This window comes from Fusibacter sp. 3D3, assembly GCF_001748365.1.
Lineage (GTDB): Bacteria > Bacillota > Clostridia > Peptostreptococcales > Acidaminobacteraceae > Fusibacter_A.
This window is the reverse complement of sequence record NZ_BDHH01000011.1, coordinates 34942-55150: the sequence shown is the minus strand read 5'-3', so window position 1 is coordinate 55150 and position 20209 is coordinate 34942. Positions and strand designations below refer to the sequence as shown.

Below are 20209 nucleotides of genomic sequence, written 5' to 3'. Positions count from 1 at the left end.
AAACTTACTTGGAGGCAAAACATGAGAGAAAATATAACAATGGGTGGAAACCCAATCAAATTGTTGGGAAACGAGATTAAAGTCAATGATAAAGCACCTGAATTTTCAGCTGTTAACAAGGATATGACACCTTTCAATTTTTCAGATCTAAAAGGCAAACTGAAGATCATTAGTGTTGTTCCTTCCGTGGATACAAAAATTTGTGAATTTCAAACCATCTCTTTTAACGAAGAAGCCACTAAGCATCCAGAGGTTGTAGTCCTCACCATCAGTGTGGATTTGCCCTTTGCACAACAAAGATTCTGCGTGGCTAACGCTATTGAGAATTCAATCGTTGTCTCGGATCATAGAGCGCTTGATTTCGGTATGAAATACGGTTTTGCAATAGATGAAATTCGCTTGCTCGCAAGGGGCATCGTGATCGTCGATCAAAACGAGACAGTCAGATATGTGGAGTACGTTAAAGAAGTGGGCACGCATCCTGATTATGACAAAGCCCTTGAATTCGTAAAAACATTAGTTTAATGCATCTGTAACCTCATTAATATATTAAATGAAGGGTAATCTCATTTAACGACGATTCGTTGAGATTACCCTTATTTTAAGTTACATCTAAACAGCACCTAAATTCAATATAAAAGGAACCAGTACCGGCACCAACATGGACAAAATCAAACCTGTTGTGAAAGATAAAATAGCGGTTTCAGCATTTGTGTTTTTAGAGACAATGGGTAATGTTGTATCCATTGCAGTTGCACCAGAAGGGGCAATCGCTTCTATAAACCCGATGTGTTTCGCAATAAAGGGAATGCACATAATCGCCAGTATCTCCCTGATCACATTGGTTAAGAACGACAGAACTGAAAGTTCAGAGCTGTAGGGTGCAATAATGATGGCCGACAAAGAATACCAACCAAATCCGGCACCAATTGCACCCGCTTCATTGGCTGGATACCCTAAAATAAATCCGAGTAAAATCGACCCCAATATACTGCCAGCAGCTACACCCATTGGCACTAATATAAAAAGTGGTCCTGACTTTTTAATATCCTGAAAAAGCGCTTTGTTTTTACCAATATCTATCCCCACGAAAAAGAGCAAAAGACATAGGCCTATATTTAACATATAGTCTGTCCAACCGTAATAAGATTCGGGAATGAACAACCCTATGACCACCCCTAAGATAACAACGCCAATAATCTTTAATGTCATGATCTCACCGCTTTCTTTGTCAAAATTTTTAACAAAGTCTTCCTTAAAATCCACACCATCAGAACACTGAAAACCACAGAGACAAGCGCAAAAAAGGTGGCATGAACACCCAGCTTTAAAAAGGCATTGATCACACGATCATCCATTCCAATTCTGAGTCCCATGGTGAAAAGTAGAATAAAGAGACAAATTAACTGGATGTGTTCCAGTTTATCAAACAACTTTTGTGAAACGACGCCTCTGTAGCTTAAAAAGCCACCTACTATAAGCAATAATAAATACAACACTATACTACTCATTTCTCTTCTCCTTGATTGGCAAAATTTCTCTAAATGTGAATGCATTAACCTCATGATCATACAAAATTTTACACGGATAAATCTCCACACCGCTGTTTAATGCTTCATAGAATATATTATAAAACTTTGGATCCGTCTCTCTATTGGGCTCAAATAGAGTGGCTTCACTTAACACAAGAATCAAAACCGCACATCTCGTATTGGGCTCTGACTCTGACAATAAAGCCATCAATTCTTCCAAGTGACGCCGACCTCTATCTGTAGGCGCATCTGGAAATTTTGCGATGCCCTCTTCAGAAAGTGAACACCCCTTAACTTCTATCCAAATGGTTTCGCCTGCTTCGTTTTTAACCCTAAAATCCAGCCTTGACTTTCCAACCTTTACTTCAGCTTTGATCGCTTTAAGGATTCCAAAAGGCGCAATATTTCTTTTCAGGACTGCCTCTGCAAGATATCTATGATAAGCAGAATGAATTAAAATCCATTCATCACCCTTTCTTGCAAACACCATATCCCATTTTGTCTTACGGGTCTCACTCACCACGGATTTGATTAAGCACGCGTTGTTCTCAAACAACAACTCTTTAAGACGTCCTGGATCGTGAACATGTACCTGCTCCATGCGCCCATTAATCATTACCTCTGATAAATAGCGATTGGGACGGCTCTTAAAAATGCCACTTTGAAGCGTTTCCATTTGAAATAAAGGCTCCGATGATTTATTCATTTCCCCTCCTTTTTGCCTCTCTTTTAATCATTATATCAAAAAAAGAGCACTAAAGTGCTCTCAAATAGGTGTATCAACATTTTTTAATTTAAGGGATCCACTTGATAATCATTAGATTTTGCAATTAACTTCCCATCGTCCGTTAAGAGCTCCATTTTCAAAAGATCATCTTTTTGTATTTGCTTTTCCACAATCACTTCATGCTCTCCAATAAAATCAAATGCAACTGCTGTGTTGTTAATATATAGCGTCATGGTTTGATAAAAATTTTGGCCTGTTATAATGGTCCTTTGATCGCTTGATTCTGCATTTTCAATCTTAATATTATTGAGTGCTTGATTATAGGATTCATTCGTCTCGTCAATCCAAGCGCTATAATTTAAATCATACTTTTTAGAGGTCCAGTTTTTATAAAGCAAATGATATTTAGCGAGTGCTACTTTATAGACATCCTCTGAAGGGTTTATTTTTTCGCCATTGGCATTTACAGCATACGTTCTTAGAATTAAAGGCATCTCCTTTGAAATAGTGGAGACAACCTTCATATAATTAGGCATCTCAACCCCTAATTTTTCAAGTAAAAACGCAGACATAAAAGAGGCATTCATCGGCGCTTTTGCTTCTTCCACTTGACTATAATTGGACCACAACACATAGGGTACCGACATCATCTCAAGCCCTTGTTGAAGCTCACTGCTACTTTCATAGCCAATATATCCAGATTCTCTGTACGCCAGATAATCATCCCCAAGCATCGGCAAGTGATCCCCGTAAAATAAAATCACTGTCGGTTCATCACTTTCTTTTAGATATTTTACCAAGCGTTTCAATTCAATATCCGAATGATAAAGCCCTTGGACATAATTCTTTAAGAAATAGTTACTGTCATTGCTCAGTTTTGTTTTGACCTGTACATCAATTTGATCCTCTTCAAATCTAAAATTCCCATAGGGACCATGATTCTGCATGGTTATAGTCATATTAAAAACAGGTTCTGCATTCTCTTCAATCGCCTTAATAATCTCATCTGTAGTATATTTATCAGAAGTATAGCCTCCGATGAGTTCTAGATGATCCATATACTCGATAGACTTAAATTCATCAAATCCCATGTCTTTGTAGACTTCCACGCGATTGTAATACCAAGACATATAAGGGTGAATGGCAATAGCTCTATAGCCGCTGTGTCTAAAAATTGTCGCCAAAGAGGGAATGGGTGATTTTATTGCGTTGGGATAAACCATAAACCAATCGCTTGAAAAATTTTTGAGTGTCATCCCTGTTAAAATCTCAAACTCCGTATTTGAGGTTCCGCCTCCAATGACTGGCACATACATATCTCCATGGATACTCTCCGTCTTCAAGTCATCAAAATACTGAATCGGATTCTCACTCATTTCAAGTCCCATTTTATTAATATCCCAAAAGGCTTCACTTTGGATGATAATCACATTGGGCTTTTCATAAGAACTCAGCGTCGCATCGTTATTCTCATACGTTTCTATATCTGCTCTGATTTGTGCATCCGCCTCTTTGAGTGCCGCTTTATCAAAAGGAAGCTTAATTCTTGTGTGATTGGACAAATGATATAGAAAACCCGTCTTCATGATATCAAGGTTACTGTTATAAGCCATTTGCCCTATTCCCAATACCGCAACTGATATCACTATAAGCGTTGCAAATACCACTCTATGTTGACTAATCTTTCTTACCTTCAAAATTTTAAACAGCAAAAAGCTGAGTATACCCATTGCAACTACCAAGATGCCTAGGATAATCAAAGATTGAAAATTGGCCATCTGTGGCATTAATGCCAATACCTCTTTTACTAAAAATGCATCTTCAATGTCAAGCGGAACGTTTCTAAGCGCATATTTACTGCTGTTTATCGCCCCCAAAACGAGCAAAAAATTGCTCATAACCACTGTAGTCACAAAGAGTCGTTTTGTCACCATGAGTAAAGTTGAAGCAATAAGCATAACGGTTGCAAGATTCATTAAAACAAGATCAAAATCAAAGATAAACCAGTGCATTGTTTTGAACAAACTTTTTCTAAGCATCCATTCGTCAATAAAAATAATACTCAAGTAAATTCCAATGAGCCTCAGTACGGTCCATTTATGTTGTTTCCATTTTTCTTTATATCTCTCTATCATAATACCCTTCATTTTTAAAAACATTTATTTGATTTAACATCCCTTTTACATGGATTTAATTCGAAGCTAATTATATACCTTTTTGAAATGCTGTACAAGCGCCTTTCACTATTCTAAAGAAATTTTAAGATCTCTTTAAAGAGACTCTTTTTTTTCAAAAAAAAATTTCAGAGTGTTATACGCACTCTGAAAAATTTTATGATGCTCTTTGTGGTTAAAGTGTCAAAAGCCCGTTTCGCACGAACCCTCTTCCATCTGTTTATGCTCTCATTGAACTCATGCACCTGCACCGAGTTTAATTTCCGCTAATTTTTTTCAGCATACGCTTTAGCATCGTGTATTGAATCAAAAAAAGAAGTCTCTCCTATGCGATCCACAAAGCCATCTTGTTTCATGAGTTTATAGGGCTGTTCATTGACCCCAGAAAATAAGAGTTTAATTTTATGTGCCTTACAAAGCTTTTCAAGCCGTTTAATACCATGATAGGCCGTGGCATCCATTGCAGGTACATTGCGCATTCGGATGATCAGAAAATGAGTGCTGTACTGTACTTCATCAAGTGTATTGATAAACTTATCTGCGATTCCAAAGAAAAAGGGCCCATTGATTTCATAAATAGTAATATGCTTAGTTTGTTCAGTGAGTTCCTCCGCTGTTAAATCATTTTCCTCACCCGCTTCATACAAGAGATGATTAACCTCTGCCACATCTGACATTCTCTTAACGAATAAGAAAGCAGCGAGTACAATGCCAAATTCAATTGCAACTACTAAATCAACTACTATCGTTAAGAAAAACGTCACTAAAAGCACGATGACATCACTCTTAGGCGCTCCTAAAAGACCTGCAAACTCGCGCCATTCACTCATATTATAAGCAACAATTATGAGAATAGCTGAAAGTGATGCTAGTGGAATCATCTGAGCCAGTGGCATAAAAATGAGGACAATCAATAATAGTACAACTGCATGAACCATACCCGCGACTGGTGTTCTGCCCCCGTTTTTTATATTAGCAGCAGTTCTTGCGATTGCACCTGTAGCGGGAATGCCACCAAACAATCCTGATGCAATATTGGCAACCCCTTGTGCTACAAGCTCCATATTTGACCTGTGTTTCCCACCGATCATACCATCTGAAACCACACAGGCAAGAAGTGACTCAATTGCGCCAAGCATGGCAATGGTGAACGCAGGTTTGAGAAGCATTTGCAATCTTTCTAAAGATATTTCTGGAAAATGTGGCGCTGGAAAGCTGGAAGAAAGCTCTCCAAATTTGGAACCAATCGTAGGCACATCTAAATGTCCAAAAGTGACCATTAAAGTCGTCACAATTAATGCGATTAATGAGCCAGGAATCTTCTTGTTGACCTTTGGCCAAAATATAATAATGAGCAGTGCAATGATGCCAATGAGTGCACTCTCCTTATGAAACGTATTAAAATTTTCAAAATAAACACGCCATTTTTCAACAAATTCGGTCGGGACTTCTTCTATTGAAAGTCCAAAAAAATCTTTTATTTGTGACGAAAAAATCACAACTGCAATACCACTTGTAAATCCCGTCGTAATGGGATAAGGCATGAATTTAATCAAACTGCCTAGCTTTAAAACACCCATTAAGATCAACATAACACCTGCCATCATCGTGGCCAAAATTAATCCATCAATACCATACTGCACCACAATGCCATAGACGATTACCATAAAGGCTCCCGTTGGCCCGCCTATAATAACGCGGCTCCCACCGAGTAAAGAAATGATGAATCCTGCTATGATGGCTGTAAAAAGTCCTCTTTCAGGTGTTACACCTGAAGATATGCCAAGTGCTATAGAAAGTGGTAATGCAATAATTGCAACTATCACGCCCGCAGTGGCATCACTGAAAAACTGTTCCTTAGTATACCCTTTTAAAGTCGTAAATAACTTGGGTTTAAATGTAGACATATGCGCCTCCTATAATACATCCTCATTTTAGCACTAACGGTGTACTTTGTATACAATATTTACACTCAAAAATGGATTATTTTTGTCATATACTACCACTCTATGCGTTAAAAAAGGCAAGTTTTTTTTATTGTGTATTCGGATGGTGTATAATATAATGGTAGGATGTTCGGTATAGTTAGCTTAGGAGGCAATATGAAGTATAGATTTCTGGAACTCAAGATCCACCAACGCCATTTAGATAAATACAAAGATCAGTACCCACTGCTCTTTAAAGAAGCCATTATGGGCAATCATATTTTTGAAGATTCGACGATTCAAGAAGGCACACTTCTTAAATTAACGGATGAAAGAGGCCATTTCATTGCAACTGCTTACTATGGCATCCAAAACAAAGGCATTGGCTGGGTACTTAGCCGTATTGAAAAAGAGAAGATAGATGAACTCTTCTTTAAAAAGAAACTTTACAATGCCATTGAAAAGCGTATAAAACTCTATAATAATCCCAAAACAAATGCTTTTAGAGTTTTCAATGGGGAAGGCGATGGTATCGGTGGTTTAACCATAGATTTCTTTAACGGCTCCTATCTAATCAACTGGTACAGCCAAGGTATCTATAGCTTTAAAGACAGCATTGTCAAAGGCCTAAAAGAAATTGTTGAATACGATGCCATTTATGAAAAAATGAGATTTGATAATGAAATGATTGAAGAAAATCATGGTTTTATTGCAGGAAAAGAAGTTGATTTTCCAATCCTGCTTAAAGAGAATGGTGAACAATTTGCGGTTTATTTCAATGACGGCTCCATGGTTGGTATTTTCCTCGATCAGCGTGAAGTGCGTAGAACCATCCGAAATAATTATTCTAAAGGCAAAAATATTCTAAATTTATTTTCATATACGGGTGCTTTTTCCGTATTTGCAGCTAAAGGTGGCGCACGAAACACAACAAGTGTTGACCTTGCCAATAGAAGTCTTGAACGTACTCAAGAAAACTTCAAACTCAATAATTTAAATCTCGATGATAATGTTATTATCGTTGAAGACGTTTTTAATTATTTCAATTATTGTGCGAAGAAGGAACTCAAATTTGATATGGTTATCCTCGATCCACCAAGTTTTGCAAAGTCTAAAGATTTTGTTTTCTCTGCAGAAAAAGATTACCCGGTCTTACTTGCAGAAACCATAAAGATCACCACAAACAATGGCATTATTGTTGCTTCTAATAATTCGAGCACCATCGATTTAGAAAAATTTCAGCAAATGATTGGCAAGGCATTTAATTTAGGAAAAGCGCGATTTGAAATTCTGGAAATCCATCAGTTACCCAAAGATTTCAGAACAAACCACGCTTATCCAGAAAGCAATTATTTGAAAGTTGCCTTTATTAAAGTGATTAAAAAATCTAAAACGCTCAGCACTTAAAAATGCTGACCATTTTCAAAGTAGTACGTTGGGATTAAGTCCGTGAAGATAACGGCATTCTCAGCGTATTTTTTTTGAATAAAAAACGCATTAAACAATTCTGAAACCTGTTTACAGGTCGTCTCATCTCTCTTAAACCATTGAATGCTTACAAAGGGATAAGCCCCTTGCCCAGCAACACCGTTTTGATAAAATACTGTTGGGAGATATTCAATCGTAATATGATCTTCTGGACATTTAATAATTTCAGCCATTGGCTTTACAAGTGTCTTGCTAATTTCTTTCACATGTTCTTCTGAAGCACCTTTAATGATAATATGTGGCATCGTCTTTTTCTCCTATAATGATCTGCTCGTTTACATTTTTAAATTTACTGAGCTTACATCTATTATAATCTTTTTGCGATACAAGGAAAATACCATTACAATATTATTTTTGTGTTTAAATTAAACAAATATCTGCATTGAAATTTGTTGAGTATCATTTAACTAAATTTCAGATCAAAAAGAAAGATTCCTCAATAAAAGTCGTTTCAACAACCGAAATTATTTGAGGAATCTTTCTTTTTTTGATTCATAAGCCCATAAAAAATCGGGATACATTTCTGTATACCGATTTTTTATGGGCTGTTTATTTCTCGACAGTCTTATTACTTTTCTGTCTCAAAATCTTTTTTTGCTTCTGATTGCTCTTTTCCAATCACAATTTTATGTCCAAATAAATACGGTACTGCCAAAACGAAAATTGAAACTGGCATTGTGACTAAAGTTGCCACGGATGCCGTCAATAAGGACACATCTAACACATTCTTTTCTTCATTTTTAATTTTAAATCGCGTTTCTTTCAGATCATTAAAAAATGACTTACTCTTAGATTTGATCGCCTCTTTTGTTTCCCTGTTCTTCTCAGAAGCAGATTTTTCAGGCTCTAGAATTTTTTCTGCCTTTTCTAATCGTATTAGCGCTTCTAACAAATCACCGTCAGTTTCTTCAAGCGTCTCTTTTGCCTCTTTATAAGAAACATTTGCACGCTCCATTAACAAATCAATTTTTTCTAGTGATAAACTCATATGTTGCCTCCTCTTAATCTTAATTTCTGGTCTCATTATATCGGTTTAAGATTAAGATCCCTCACTAGAAAGATTAAAAAGAAACTAAAAGCTGGTAAGATTTTAAACTGCTATTTTTATTCAACCTTGAAGAATTTAATTTCTTCTGCCAGTTTTTCCATATCAGCAGTCAAAGCGTCAATATCTGCTGTATTTTCGTTAAGAGATTTTGCAATCCCTTCAAAAGACTTGTAAGAATCATTGATCAGGTGTTCAATCTCCACAGAATTATGTGCAATATCACTTACAGCTTTCGTAATTTCCTCTGAAGCTTCTATTTGTTCTTTAGAAGTTAAAGAAACTGCTTTAATATGTTCCAAGTTCGCTTTCGCTTTTTCTAAAATCTCATTGATACTAGACTTCACTTGATCTGAAATCGAAATACCTTCTTGAACGCTTACACTTACCTTTTCATTGGCTTTTTGAACCACTTCAACTTCTTGCTGTATGCTCTCGATAATGGCTTTAATCTTATCTGTTTCTGAGCTGGTTTGCTCTGCAAGTTTACGGATTTCATCTGCAACCACAGCAAATCCTTTTCCAGCTTCACCTGCTCTTGCGGCTTCAATAGCAGCATTTAATGCAAGCAAGTTCGTTTGTTCAGAAATAGAATTGATTGTAATCAAAATACCCCCAATGTCTTTTGATAGTTTTGAAAGCTCTAATATCTGATTATTGGCATTGACAACATTGGCATCAATCATACTCATATTGCTATTCATTGCTTCGACACTTGAGTAACTTGAAGTCGCAATTTGACTTGTCTTTTCAGAGTGTTCCAGCGCCGCTTCTGTCTTATAAAACGAATCTTTTGTGGAAGCCAATATTTCTTCAAGACCCGCTAAAGACTCTTCCGTCCCTGCAGCTTGACTCTTGACATTATCTAAGACTTCACTTAATCGTCTTTGAAGCTGATCAATTCCAAGTGTGATTGGCCTCTTGATTTCGTTCTTATAAATGCTGTCTTCACCATGAATTACATTATCCATTCCTTTGTATATGCGATCATTACTTTCTTCTGCTCTCAGAATGACGTTTCCAATTTCTGAAACCACTTGATGTGTTTTCTCAATAAAGTCATTATAATGTTCACCCATAATACCAAATTCATCTTTACTCTGGATGTGAATTCTAGCCGTCAAATCACCGCTTGAACCAATTTCAAATGCGGCTCTAAACTGCTCAATGGATCTGGCAAGTTTTTTACCAATAAATACAGCAATCAAAGCAGCACCTGCAATCGCTACGATGCCAATAACAAAGAAAATTAACGTCAATTGGTTTAGATCTGCATAAATTTCAGTTAAAACTGGATTCGCAGTTAAATACCAACCGTTGCTAAGTTTATAATACGACATAATTTTCTGTTTACCTTGATAGTTGTAATTTAACAATCCAGTGGTGTCACCTTTTTGAATTTCATCTGCAAGGTAACTGAGCTCGCCATCAGCTAGCGCTCTCAAATTCGTCGCTTTTTCATCTGGATGATAGAGGAAGTTAAAATCTTTATCCATTAATGTGACATAACCCGTATCATAAATTTTGATTTGGCTTAATCGATCTTTAAGAATATCAAAAAAATATTCTGTTCCTGCAACACCTATGATTTGCCCTTCTTTTTTAACACTTTGACTATAAGATATTACCATAGCGTCCCACGGCTCCCAGTAATAAGGCGCTGTCCAGTTGCTCCCATTATCGATTGCCCCTTTAAACCACGCATCCTCGCCATATCCTGATTCTCTAACATTGTATTCTTCATCCTTCTTATAAACGCCATCATCTGCTCTTGCAAATGAAACTATCCCAGGATTTTTGATAACAGCATCATCAAATATAATCCAACCGCTTTGCGCCGAAAGAGAACCAATCGCGCCTACCAGAACAGTCTCAATACTACTCTTAAAACTTTTCATTTCAGTTTCGTCACCCCGAACCTTATTAAAATCCATGTTACTGACGACAATATTTGATATTTGATTGGTTACGGTAATAATGTCATTAATGGATCTCTCAATTTCACTTGCATTCTTATCCACAACCCCTAATAAATTTTGCTCTGCATCATTAATAAGAATTGATTTCACACTAAAAAAGCTTACCGACCCCATAATTAATACTAAAATAACTGATGTCAACATAATTGAGAGGATAATTCTAGTAGATATTTTTTTCATATGACTCACCCCTTGTCGTATTGAATAAATTAACCCATTGTATCTCATGTCCTATATATACCGACTTTGATTCAAAAAAAACAAAAAGTCCAGTGTATTTTTAGGATACACTAGACTCATTCATTTCAAATTCGATTCTTGTTAAATTTTTACAGTTTTTTTAACGCGAACTCTTTTTTTATCGCCTTCAGCATTACTCTCATTGTATGATTTTTCTTTTTGGCTTTTCTTCGCTTTAAAACCCTCAGAATCTTCTTTTCCTCTGAAGCCTCTAGAGTCCTTGCCACGATCTTTGCTGCGTTCCTTGCCTCTATCGTTTGTTCTGCCTTTAGCGCGCTCAATTGAAATGGGTTTCCCTTTGATCTGTCTTTGATCCATTCTTTCGAGAACTCTATCTGCATGACTTTCTGGAATTTCAACAAAAGAGAACGAATCGTAAATATCTACACTACCGATTAAGCTGCCATCAATATCCGCTTCATTTGCAATGGCGCCAACAATGTCTCTTGGGCGTACGTGATGATTATTGCCCACATTGATATGCATACGAATCATTGATCCTGAATTTCTACTTTTATTTTTAGAACCCGACCTTGAATCTGATCTTGAATCTGATCTTGAATCTGATCTTGAATCTGATCTTGAATCTGATCTTGGGTTAGTATTTCTGACTTTCTTTTCATTATCTATAGAATCAATTTCCTTCGCTTTTTCCATTTCAAGTTCCATTTGGAGTAAAGCAGCTGCAATTTCAATTGGTGAAAAAGCTTCATCTGAAAATTCTTCAATGATTTTAATGAATTTAGCGTCAATACCTTCTTGAATACGTTCTTTAACTTTTCCAAGGAACAGTTCACGTTTCATGGCTTCGATATCTGTAATCTTTGGAATTGGATGATGCACGATATCTGATTTTGTATATTGCTTAATACTTCTAAGCAAATGATACTCTCTGTTCGTTACAAAAGTAAAAGAAACACCATCTTTACCGGCTCTTCCAGTTCTTCCAATTCTATGCACATAATATTCTTCATGGGTTGGCATATCATAGTTAAATACCGCTTCAACACCTTCAACATCAAGACCTCTTGCCGCAACATCTGTTGCTATTAAAAGATCAATATCGCCACGTTTGAATTTGTTGATGACATTCATTCTAAGGGTCTGCTTCATATCGCCGTGAATCTTGTCACATTGATAGCCTCTTGCTTGAAGCATATCTGTGACTTCATCCACACGTTTCTTGGTATTACAAAATACAATAGAAAGCTTATAATCATAAATATCCACAAGTCGGCTCAAAATCTCAAGTTTATCTTTATCTTTCATTTCAAGATAGACTTGTTTGATATTTGGAGTTGTCAATTCTTTATGTGCTACTTTTAAAATTTCTGGATTTTTTTGGTATTTATTAATAATGTTCATGATCTCTCTTGGCATTGTTGCTGAGAACAACATTGTTTGGATTTCATGATCCACATCACCCAGTACGAGTTCGATATCTTCTCTAAAGCCCATATTGAGCATTTCATCTGCTTCATCTAAAATGAGCATTTTTAAATCTGCAAATTTAAGTGTTTTTCTTCTAAGATGATCTAAGACTCTACCCGGCGTTCCGATAACGATGTGAACACCTTTTCTAAGACCTCTGATCTGTCTTTCTATATCCTGTCCACCATAAATGGGCATGATACTAACGCCTTTTTTAAACTTTGCAATTTTGCTTACTTCCTCAGAAATTTGTACAGCAAGTTCACGCGTTGGACAGAGTACAAGAGCTTGAACGCCGCGATTAGATTCATCAATCGCTTCAAGCATCGGAATTGCAAATGCTGCTGTTTTACCTGTACCAGTTTGCGCTTGACCTACTAAATCTCTACCCTCTAACGCTACGGGAATTGCCATTGTCTGTATAGGAGTTGTTTCCTCGAATCCCATAGCTTCAACGGCTCTCAAAATTTCTTCTGAGACTTTCAGTTCACTGAATTGAATTTTATTCATTTATTTGTTCCTTTCTCAATCGTACATCCACAGAATTCTGGATGCCTTACGATCCAGAAAGATTTTCTGCTAACAAATGTCTAAAAGATGCGCCTTCGCACATCTTTAATAATCATTTGAGTATTATTAACGGGTTACGAAATCCGATGATTTCATCAACGAGTTATTATATCACACTTATGGCCAATATGCCATTATTTTTTTAATCTATAAATGCATTTAATTTAAAGAAATGCTCTAAAATCAAGGCTGACCTAATGCTAATTTCTTCCGTTTCTAAAATGCGCTTGGCTTCCATACAGTCCACTATTACAATATCCGCTTCTTCATGTTCCGTTTGGTACGTGGTACTCGGCGTGCCAAAATAGTATCCATATGCCACATTCACGCGTTCGTTCACAATCCCCACTGAAACGTATCTCGGTACTGAGATGCTTACGGGTTTGAACATTAGCCCCGTCTCTTCTTTAAATTCTCTTATGCTCGCTTCTTCGATATTTTCCCCAGCATCTATAAGACCCGCTGGGAACATATAGACGTATTTACCTGCAGATACTCTGTATTCCCTGATCATGACAAGTTTTTTTCTGTTTTCATCAGATGCCACAATCATGGCGCCATCTGTATAAATTTTACCTTCAAAAATTTCCGATTCAAGTCGCTCTAGCCCAGCTCTTGATACGAGTTCCCAATACGCTAAATTACCTTCTTTTGTGATGTAATCTATGCCATATCCTTTTAAATATTTTAAAGAATCCAATTGTGTTATCTTTTTTACTTTCATATACTCAGCCTCTCTTTTAATATCATTTGTAAAATTTACGAATTATTTTTGCTTTTCTAACTGCTTTTATTATATAATATCAAAGGACTATTGGGACTTAAAGAAAGGATTTTGTATGAGTATTTTAACAGTAAAGCATTTAAGCCATGGCTTTGGCGATCGAGCAATCTTTAATAAGGTATCTTTTAGACTCTTAATGGGGGAGCATATCGGACTCATTGGCGCCAACGGTGAAGGAAAATCCACTTTTATGAATATTATCACCCATAAACTTGAACCGGATGAAGGCACAATTGAATGGTCTAAACGCGTACGTGTTGGTTACTTAGATCAACATACTGTCCTTGAAAAGGGCATGACCATTAAAAATGTATTAGACAATGCCTTCAAATATTTATTTGATTTAGAAACAGAAATGAATGACATGTACTTGAAGATGGGTGACGTTGATGAAGATGAGCTCAATCAACTCATGGAAGAAGTGGGTACAATACAGGATATTTTAAATCATAACGACTTTTATGTGATTGATGCAAAAGTAAATGATATTGCAAGAGGCTTAGGGCTACTCGATATTGGTCTCGATAAGACCGTTGAAAGCTTAAGTGGTGGTCAACGCACAAAGATTCTTTTGGCGAAGCTCTTACTTGAAAAACCAGATATTTTATTACTGGATGAGCCAACAAACTATTTGGATGAAGAGCATATTGAATGGCTTAAACGTTATCTTCAAGAATATGAAAATGCGTTTATTCTCATCTCGCATGATGTTTCTTTTTTAAACAGTGTTATCAATCTTGTTTATCACATGCACAATCAAGAACTTAATCGCTATGTTGGAGATTACGATAACTTCATACGTATTTTTGAAGTTAAAAAGAAACAACTTGAATCTGCATATAAACAACAACAACAAGAGATTTCAGATCTTGAAGATTTTGTGGCTCGTAACAAAGCACGTGTGTCCACACGAAACATGGCGATGTCTAGACAGAAAAAATTGGATAAAATGGACGTTATAGAGCTTGCAAAAGAAAAACCTAAACCAGAATTTCATTTTAAAACAGCACGTACCAGTGGTAAAATGCTCTTCAGAGTAACTGATCTTGTCATTGGTTATGATGATCCACTCTGTAGTCCATTAAACCTCATGATGGAACGTGGACAAAAAATTGCCATTACAGGTGCTAACGGACTTGGTAAAACAACGCTTCTTAAAAGCATCATCGGTGAAATCAAAGGTCTTTCTGGACAAGTTGAGCTTGGAGAATTTCTCCACATTGGCTATTTTGAACAAGAAATTAAAGATGCCAATTACAAAACCTGTATCGAAGAAGTTTGGGAATCTTTTCCCGCCCTCACTCAATATGAAGTAAGAGCTGCACTTGCAAAATGTGGCTTAACAAACCAACACATCGAGAGCAAGATTGTGGTCTTAAGCGGTGGTGAACAAGCCAAAGTAAGACTTTGCAAGTTAATTAACCGCGAAACTAACTTCCTTATTCTAGATGAGCCCACTAATCATCTGGATGTTGATGCGAAAGCAGAACTCAAACGTGCACTACAAAAATATAAAGGCTCTGTGGTACTCATTAGCCATGAACCGGAATTCTACAGAGATATTGTTACAGACGTCTGGAATTTAGAAGAATGGACCACTAAAATCGTATAGATTTATTAATAAAGCACCCTTATTCGTATGTTATCTTGCGAATAAGGGTGCTTTTTTAGATTTTATTCGGTTTTCTCAATATAGAACTGTCTAAAATGCATTATACAGTAAATCTCTGGATGATTTCTGTCAATGTGTTTGCAATCTTGCCAACATCTGATGCATTATCTTGAATATTGCGCATGAGCTCTGCTTGAGTATCCATCGTCGCATATATTTCTTCAGAAGCTGCAGCATTTTCCTCCGTAACAGCCGATATGCCATCAATGGATTCAATCGCTTTATCTTTATTTTGATCCACATTTTGAACACTTGCTGTGATATTATCCAGTTGATGAATCGTATCCACCATTGATTTTTCAATCGCATCAAAGGAAGATTGAACCTTATAAAGCACTTCGCCTGAAATTTCAATCGCCTGATTAGCATGTTTCATATTGGTTTCAGTTTCATCGATTTCGCCAAGAATTTCTTGAATGATTTGATCGATCTGAAGTGTGGATTTGGATGTTTCTTCAGCAAGTTTTCTAATTTCATCGGCGACAACTGCAAATCCTCTTCCAGCTTCACCCGCTCTTGCTGCCTCAATCGCTGCATTAAGTGCCAAAAGATTGGTCTGCTCTGCAATTTTTTGAATCGTATTGGTAATTTGAACAATAGAAGATGACTTTACCGTCAGCGTTCCGACATTCTCATTTAAGCTTGCATTGGCCTCTTTTGTCCCTTTAAATTTCTCATCCAGTTCCTTAATAAGTTTAACACCAGATGCATTATTTTCTGTCACCTCACCGGTATAACTTCTAAGCTGCTGTGCACTTTTAACACTTTGATTGATCTCATTCGCAAGACTGTTCATATTAGAAGCCGCCTTTTGGGCATCCTCTGCTTGCTCTGTGGCGCCTTTTGCAAAATCTGCCACAGTTTGAGTCACCGCATCAATGCCTTCTCTCCCTTGTGTGACAATGCTGTTGAGTTCATTGTAAGCACCAGTCAGCTGGATTGAATCCGCATGCATTTCTTTAATCAAATCTCGAAGAACTGTTCTCAAATTTGCAATAGAACGCGCTATAATCCCCCGCTCGTCTTTGTATTTTATCAAATAATCATACCCATCGTCATCTTTAATATTGAGGTTAGACGTTTTATCCACAAGTTCTGCAAGTGATAAAATCGGTTTTGAAATCGAATTACTCGTGATAAAAGAAACGATGAATCCAATGCCCAAGCCCATAATGATAAATATGCCCAATAGTAAAATGACACGATTGATATCTTTTGCAACGATCTCTTTTTCATACAAAATAAAGGCATCGATATCATCAATGTAATTTCCAGTTCCAACGATCCAATCAAAGGGTTCATAATACTTCACAAAGGCGCGTTTAGGAAGCGCTTCCTCGCTTCCAGGTTTTGCGAAGTAGTAATCCGTGAAGCCTTCTCCATCCGCTTTGACAACAGCTATCATGTTCTGAATAATTTTATTGCCTAATTTGTCTTCGAGATCAATTCTACTCTTGCCTTCAACATCTTTATTGCCAAGTAACACCACATTTACACCATCACTTGAATCCGCCCAAAAGTAACCGCTTTCACCGTACTTTGCACTTCGAATCACATCGGCTGCAATCTTCTTCCCCTCAGCCAAGGTGATGGTTTTTTCAGTAATCTGATTCTGGATGCCGTCTAACGCTGAAATCACAATTTCAACTTGGCTCTTAATGTTCAGATCGTAATTCTCTCTCATTTTACTTTCCAGTTGATCTAATCGCCCCATATTGCTTGAATAGATAAAAAAGACTGCTGTTCCCCCAACAATCACCGCTATAAGCAACATGTTAACGAGAACCATCGAAACCAGTTTTGTTCTTATTTTCTTCATATGCCCCCTCCTCGTGTGCGTATCCCTACACTCAATACAGCATCCATAATAAACATTATAACCTAATATAAATTTAATTTAATTTAATTTAATCATTTTTTTTGGGGGGAAAGGGTACAAAAAGGGCTGTTTTATGGGCATATTCCTCATAACCATCCTTATGTTTCATTTCCTTTTCAAGCATTGGAACACCCGATACAAACAACAGCAACAAAGTGATGCTTATAGGACTTATTATCGTCCACATTGGATTGCCATAGGATGATCCCACTATAAATAGCCCCCACCACATAGTTGCCTCTCCAAAATAATTGGGATGCCTCGTGTAACGCCATAAACCTGTACTCATAATTTTGCCTTTATTTAAACTATTTTTCTTAAATTGACTCAACTGATAATCCCCTACAACTTCAAAATAAAAGCCTATAATCCAAATACAAATTCCTGTTCCCATTAAGATTCCAATAGGCTCTGTTTCATATTGATAAATTGAAATTACAGGAAGCATAATGATGAACATTATAATGCCTTGAAGCATAAAAACTTGAAAAAAGCTTCTGGGAATAACCCATTTTCCCCATTCTTTTCGCCATGTCGCATATCTAAAATCTTCAGGTTTTCCCCAATTTCTCTTGAAGATATGTAAAAACAAACGTCCCCCCCATAAGGTGATGCAAAGAGTTACAATGCCTACACCAATAGAAATATTGCCCTTTATAATAATTAAATAAAAATTGGTCAGGACAAAACCGAGTCCCCAACCGAAATCTACAATCGAATTATTTTTAAGACGTATGGATGCCATAAAAAATAAAATAAAATAGCTCATAATAAATACAAATGCGGTTAAAAACATAATACAACCTCCTCACTCTTTACAGTTATCCCCCTTGATAAAGGCAATTGCAACAGCACCTTTACCCGCATGTATCGCAGTTATTGAAGAAATTTCAGAAACAAATTTTGGTGAAACTCCTAAAATTTCAATGAATCTCTCGCTATATTGTGTTGCCATTTCAAAATTTGCTGCATGTACAATTGCATAATCAACAATACCTTCATTAACAAAAATATACTTTACCAATTTTTCAATTTTTTTATTGATACCCTTGGTTGAAAGTGCAATTCCAAAGGCCGTTCCACTTCCCATATCATCTAGGGTCATAATCGGTTTTAAATTTAAAAACATTCCAAATTTCCCGACTATATTAGGAACTCTTCCACTTTTTACTGCATACTTAAAAGTATCGAGACTGACAAAAATACGTGTTTTTTTTGCAATCTGATTCAACGCTTGAACGATGTCCTCATGTGTAAAATTTGTCAATGTTAACTCTGCTGCTCTTAAGACCAAAAGTCCTTGAGCGCCTGAATTCAATTTACTGTCAATCAACGTTATATTTTTTCCATTATTTTTAGCGACTCTTATGGCTTTCTTATAACTTTCAAACATACCACTAAGCCTAGAGGAAACTGATACTACAATGATACTCTCATAATACATAAGCATCCAATCTAATTTTAATTTAATCTGCCCAACATCTGCCTGACTGCTTTGCGGGTATGAATTGGATTCTAAGAGACGAGATAAAATATCAAAATTGAGCGTCTGCTTATCCAAATAAGTTTGATTGTTTGAATGCACGTTGAGTGCAATCATATGAATTTGATATTTTTCAAATAAAGCTGGTGGTAAATCACAAATTGAATCTGTTAAAATACCAATTTTAGACTTTTGATGATTGCGCACTTGAACTTGAAGCAACATATCGTCCACTTTGGCCTTAGAAATAAAGTGACTTTCTTTTATAAAAAATTCTGTGATGCCAATGGGATTATTAGAATGAATATGCACCTTAGTAACACGCTGATTTCCAGTAATTACGATTTCATCTCCAAAACTTCCTAACGTTTTCCGCCCTTCAAATTTTCCCTTTAAAGTAAATTCACAGCAATATCGATTTTCTGCTGAAAATGCTTCAGTTTCATTATGCACTATACTCAGTTTTTTAAAATCACCTATTTCAAAATTATTATTTTCTTTTAAAAAAGTCTCGTCTGAAACTGAGTTAATGCCCTCCAAAAAGTAAACAAAACCCTTTGCCCCAGAATCTACAACATGATATTTATTTAAAATCTCTAGATGTAATGGTGTTTCTTCTAACGTGATCAAAGCTTTTTCATAGGCTTCATTAAAAAGATCACTAAACGATGCAAAGAACTTATATTCTTTATTTATGAAATCTGCCCAAACTCTAATAACGGTAAGCATCGTCCCTTCAACAGGGTGCGACACAGACTCATAAGCTTCATTAGAAGCCTTTACGACACCTAAACCGAACGCTTCCATTGTCAATTCTTTTAGATGTCCACATGATTTTGAGAAACCATTTAAAAAACTTGCAAATATTGCACCAGAATTTCCTCTTGCATTTTCAATTGCAGCATCAGATATAGAATTTATAACCACGCTGAAATCACTTGAAATCTTTGTTTCGTCCAAAATTGAAGTCAGTGTCATCATCAAATTTGTGCCTGTATCTCCATCCATTACTGGAAATACATTTGTAGAATTCAATATTTCTTTTTGAGCAACCACTGTTCCAACACCTGATCTAAATAATTTATAAAATTGATTCCCATCTAATGTCTGCTTATTCATAAGAAACCTTTCAACTTATCCTAAATATCATTTATCATGTCTTTTTGCTATATTACTCATTTATACCCATTCTCTAACGCATTACTAAAGAATATTTATAAGATCACATCGCATTTCTATCCTTTTTTTGTTATTATAGATTTAATTATAAAAAAAGAGAG

Annotated in this window: 16 protein-coding genes; 3 read left to right on the top strand and 13 right to left on the bottom strand. The window is 36.3% G+C overall.

Annotated elements, in window-relative coordinates:
* The first annotated feature begins 21 nt into the window (after nucleotides 1-21).
* On the top strand, nucleotides 22-525 hold the full coding sequence (tpx, locus tag F3D3_RS13325) for a thiol peroxidase (protein ID WP_069874658.1): 504 nt from the start codon (nucleotides 22-24) through the stop codon (nucleotides 523-525).
* Between the two features lie 87 nt (nucleotides 526-612).
* On the opposite strand, the gene F3D3_RS13320 is transcribed toward tpx, so the two are convergent.
* From F3D3_RS13320 to F3D3_RS13300, 5 genes are all read right to left on the bottom strand, one after another.
* On the bottom strand, nucleotides 613-1212 hold the full coding sequence (locus F3D3_RS13320) for a lysine exporter LysO family protein (protein ID WP_069874656.1): 600 nt from the start codon (nucleotides 1210-1212) through the stop codon (nucleotides 613-615).
* Complete coding sequence (locus F3D3_RS13315) at nucleotides 1209-1511, bottom strand: hypothetical protein (RefSeq protein ID WP_069874654.1); 303 nt, start codon at nucleotides 1509-1511, stop codon at nucleotides 1209-1211. Before F3D3_RS13315 ends, F3D3_RS13320 begins: the two co-directional genes overlap by 4 nt.
* Nucleotides 1504-2238 carry a DNA/RNA nuclease SfsA gene (gene sfsA, locus F3D3_RS13310; protein ID WP_069874652.1) on the bottom strand — a complete coding sequence of 245 codons (735 nt, stop codon included), beginning with the start codon at nucleotides 2236-2238 and terminating at the stop codon, nucleotides 1504-1506. The genes F3D3_RS13315 and sfsA overlap by 8 nt, the downstream gene beginning before the upstream one ends.
* An 83-nt stretch (nucleotides 2239-2321) precedes the next feature.
* Nucleotides 2322-4394, bottom strand: a complete 2073-nt coding sequence (locus F3D3_RS13305; protein WP_069874651.1) for an LTA synthase family protein — start codon at nucleotides 4392-4394, stop codon at nucleotides 2322-2324.
* 305 nt (nucleotides 4395-4699) lie between these two features.
* Nucleotides 4700-6340, bottom strand: a complete 1641-nt coding sequence (locus F3D3_RS13300) for a SulP family inorganic anion transporter (RefSeq protein ID WP_069874649.1) — start codon at nucleotides 6338-6340, stop codon at nucleotides 4700-4702.
* Nucleotides 6341-6535: 195 nt separating this feature from the next.
* Here F3D3_RS13300 and F3D3_RS13295 point away from each other — a divergent pair, with 195 nt between their 5' ends.
* The gene (locus F3D3_RS13295; RefSeq protein WP_069874647.1) at nucleotides 6536-7765 is read left to right on the top strand and encodes a class I SAM-dependent rRNA methyltransferase; all 1230 of its coding nucleotides are present in this window, start codon (nucleotides 6536-6538) and stop codon (nucleotides 7763-7765) included.
* Here F3D3_RS13295 and F3D3_RS13290 read toward each other — a convergent pair.
* The 5 genes from F3D3_RS13290 to F3D3_RS13270 form a co-directional block, all read right to left on the bottom strand.
* Nucleotides 7762-8091 carry a DUF1904 family protein gene (locus F3D3_RS13290; protein WP_069874646.1) on the bottom strand — a complete coding sequence of 110 codons (330 nt, stop codon included), beginning with the start codon at nucleotides 8089-8091 and terminating at the stop codon, nucleotides 7762-7764. The genes F3D3_RS13295 and F3D3_RS13290 overlap by 4 nt on opposite strands.
* Nucleotides 8092-8414: 323 nt before the next feature.
* On the bottom strand, nucleotides 8415-8834 hold the full coding sequence (locus tag F3D3_RS13285; protein WP_069874644.1) for a DUF4342 domain-containing protein: 420 nt from the start codon (nucleotides 8832-8834) through the stop codon (nucleotides 8415-8417).
* Nucleotides 8835-8950: 116 nt separating this feature from the next.
* Nucleotides 8951-11050 (bottom strand): methyl-accepting chemotaxis protein, encoded by a 2100-nt coding sequence (locus tag F3D3_RS13280; RefSeq protein WP_069874642.1) that lies wholly within the window; start codon nucleotides 11048-11050, stop codon nucleotides 8951-8953.
* 141 nt (nucleotides 11051-11191) lie between these two features.
* Complete coding sequence (locus F3D3_RS13275; protein ID WP_069874640.1) at nucleotides 11192-13051, bottom strand: DEAD/DEAH box helicase; 1860 nt, start codon at nucleotides 13049-13051, stop codon at nucleotides 11192-11194.
* A gap of 202 nt (nucleotides 13052-13253) precedes the next feature.
* A complete protein-coding gene (locus F3D3_RS13270; RefSeq protein ID WP_069874638.1) occupies nucleotides 13254-13835 on the bottom strand; it encodes an NUDIX hydrolase in 582 nt (193 codons plus the stop codon).
* A gap of 115 nt (nucleotides 13836-13950) precedes the next feature.
* Between F3D3_RS13270 and F3D3_RS13265 the strand changes: the two genes are divergently transcribed.
* Complete coding sequence (locus tag F3D3_RS13265; RefSeq protein ID WP_069874636.1) at nucleotides 13951-15507, top strand: ABC-F family ATP-binding cassette domain-containing protein; 1557 nt, start codon at nucleotides 13951-13953, stop codon at nucleotides 15505-15507.
* Between the two features lie 100 nt (nucleotides 15508-15607).
* Here F3D3_RS13265 and F3D3_RS13260 read toward each other — a convergent pair whose 3' ends face one another.
* The 3 genes from F3D3_RS13260 to F3D3_RS13250 form a co-directional block, all read right to left on the bottom strand.
* Entirely contained in the window at nucleotides 15608-17386 is a 1779-nt protein-coding gene (locus F3D3_RS13260) for a methyl-accepting chemotaxis protein (protein WP_069874634.1), read from the bottom strand.
* A gap of 88 nt (nucleotides 17387-17474) precedes the next feature.
* Complete coding sequence (locus tag F3D3_RS13255; RefSeq protein WP_084389023.1) at nucleotides 17475-18242, bottom strand: DUF1295 domain-containing protein; 768 nt, start codon at nucleotides 18240-18242, stop codon at nucleotides 17475-17477.
* A 12-nt stretch (nucleotides 18243-18254) separates the two neighbouring features.
* Nucleotides 18255-20048 (bottom strand): DegV family protein, encoded by a 1794-nt coding sequence (locus F3D3_RS13250; RefSeq protein WP_069874631.1) that lies wholly within the window; start codon nucleotides 20046-20048, stop codon nucleotides 18255-18257.
* Nucleotides 20049-20209 lie beyond the last annotated feature (161 nt).

Bases quoted from the DNA above. Each gene is read 5' to 3' on its own strand.
- tpx (WP_069874658.1), top strand. From the start codon at position 22: ATGAGAGAAAATATAACAATGGGTGGAAACCCAATCAAATTGTTGGGA.
- F3D3_RS13320 (WP_069874656.1), bottom strand. From the start codon at position 1,212: ATGACATTAAAGATTATTGGCGTTGTTATCTTAGGGGTGGTCATAGGG.
- F3D3_RS13315 (WP_069874654.1), bottom strand. From the start codon at position 1,511: ATGAGTAGTATAGTGTTGTATTTATTATTGCTTATAGTAGGTGGCTTT.
- sfsA (WP_069874652.1), bottom strand. From the start codon at position 2,238: ATGAATAAATCATCGGAGCCTTTATTTCAAATGGAAACGCTTCAAAGT.
- F3D3_RS13305 (WP_069874651.1), bottom strand. From the start codon at position 4,394: ATGATAGAGAGATATAAAGAAAAATGGAAACAACATAAATGGACCGTA.
- F3D3_RS13300 (WP_069874649.1), bottom strand. From the start codon at position 6,340: ATGTCTACATTTAAACCCAAGTTATTTACGACTTTAAAAGGGTATACT.
- F3D3_RS13295 (WP_069874647.1), top strand. From the start codon at position 6,536: ATGAAGTATAGATTTCTGGAACTCAAGATCCACCAACGCCATTTAGAT.
- F3D3_RS13290 (WP_069874646.1), bottom strand. From the start codon at position 8,091: ATGCCACATATTATCATTAAAGGTGCTTCAGAAGAACATGTGAAAGAA.
- F3D3_RS13285 (WP_069874644.1), bottom strand. From the start codon at position 8,834: ATGAGTTTATCACTAGAAAAAATTGATTTGTTAATGGAGCGTGCAAAT.
- F3D3_RS13280 (WP_069874642.1), bottom strand. From the start codon at position 11,050: ATGAAAAAAATATCTACTAGAATTATCCTCTCAATTATGTTGACATCA.
- F3D3_RS13275 (WP_069874640.1), bottom strand. From the start codon at position 13,051: ATGAATAAAATTCAATTCAGTGAACTGAAAGTCTCAGAAGAAATTTTG.
- F3D3_RS13270 (WP_069874638.1), bottom strand. From the start codon at position 13,835: ATGAAAGTAAAAAAGATAACACAATTGGATTCTTTAAAATATTTAAAA.
- F3D3_RS13265 (WP_069874636.1), top strand. From the start codon at position 13,951: ATGAGTATTTTAACAGTAAAGCATTTAAGCCATGGCTTTGGCGATCGA.
- F3D3_RS13260 (WP_069874634.1), bottom strand. From the start codon at position 17,386: ATGAAGAAAATAAGAACAAAACTGGTTTCGATGGTTCTCGTTAACATG.
- F3D3_RS13255 (WP_084389023.1), bottom strand. From the start codon at position 18,242: ATGTTTTTAACCGCATTTGTATTTATTATGAGCTATTTTATTTTATTT.
- F3D3_RS13250 (WP_069874631.1), bottom strand. From the start codon at position 20,048: ATGAATAAGCAGACATTAGATGGGAATCAATTTTATAAATTATTTAGA.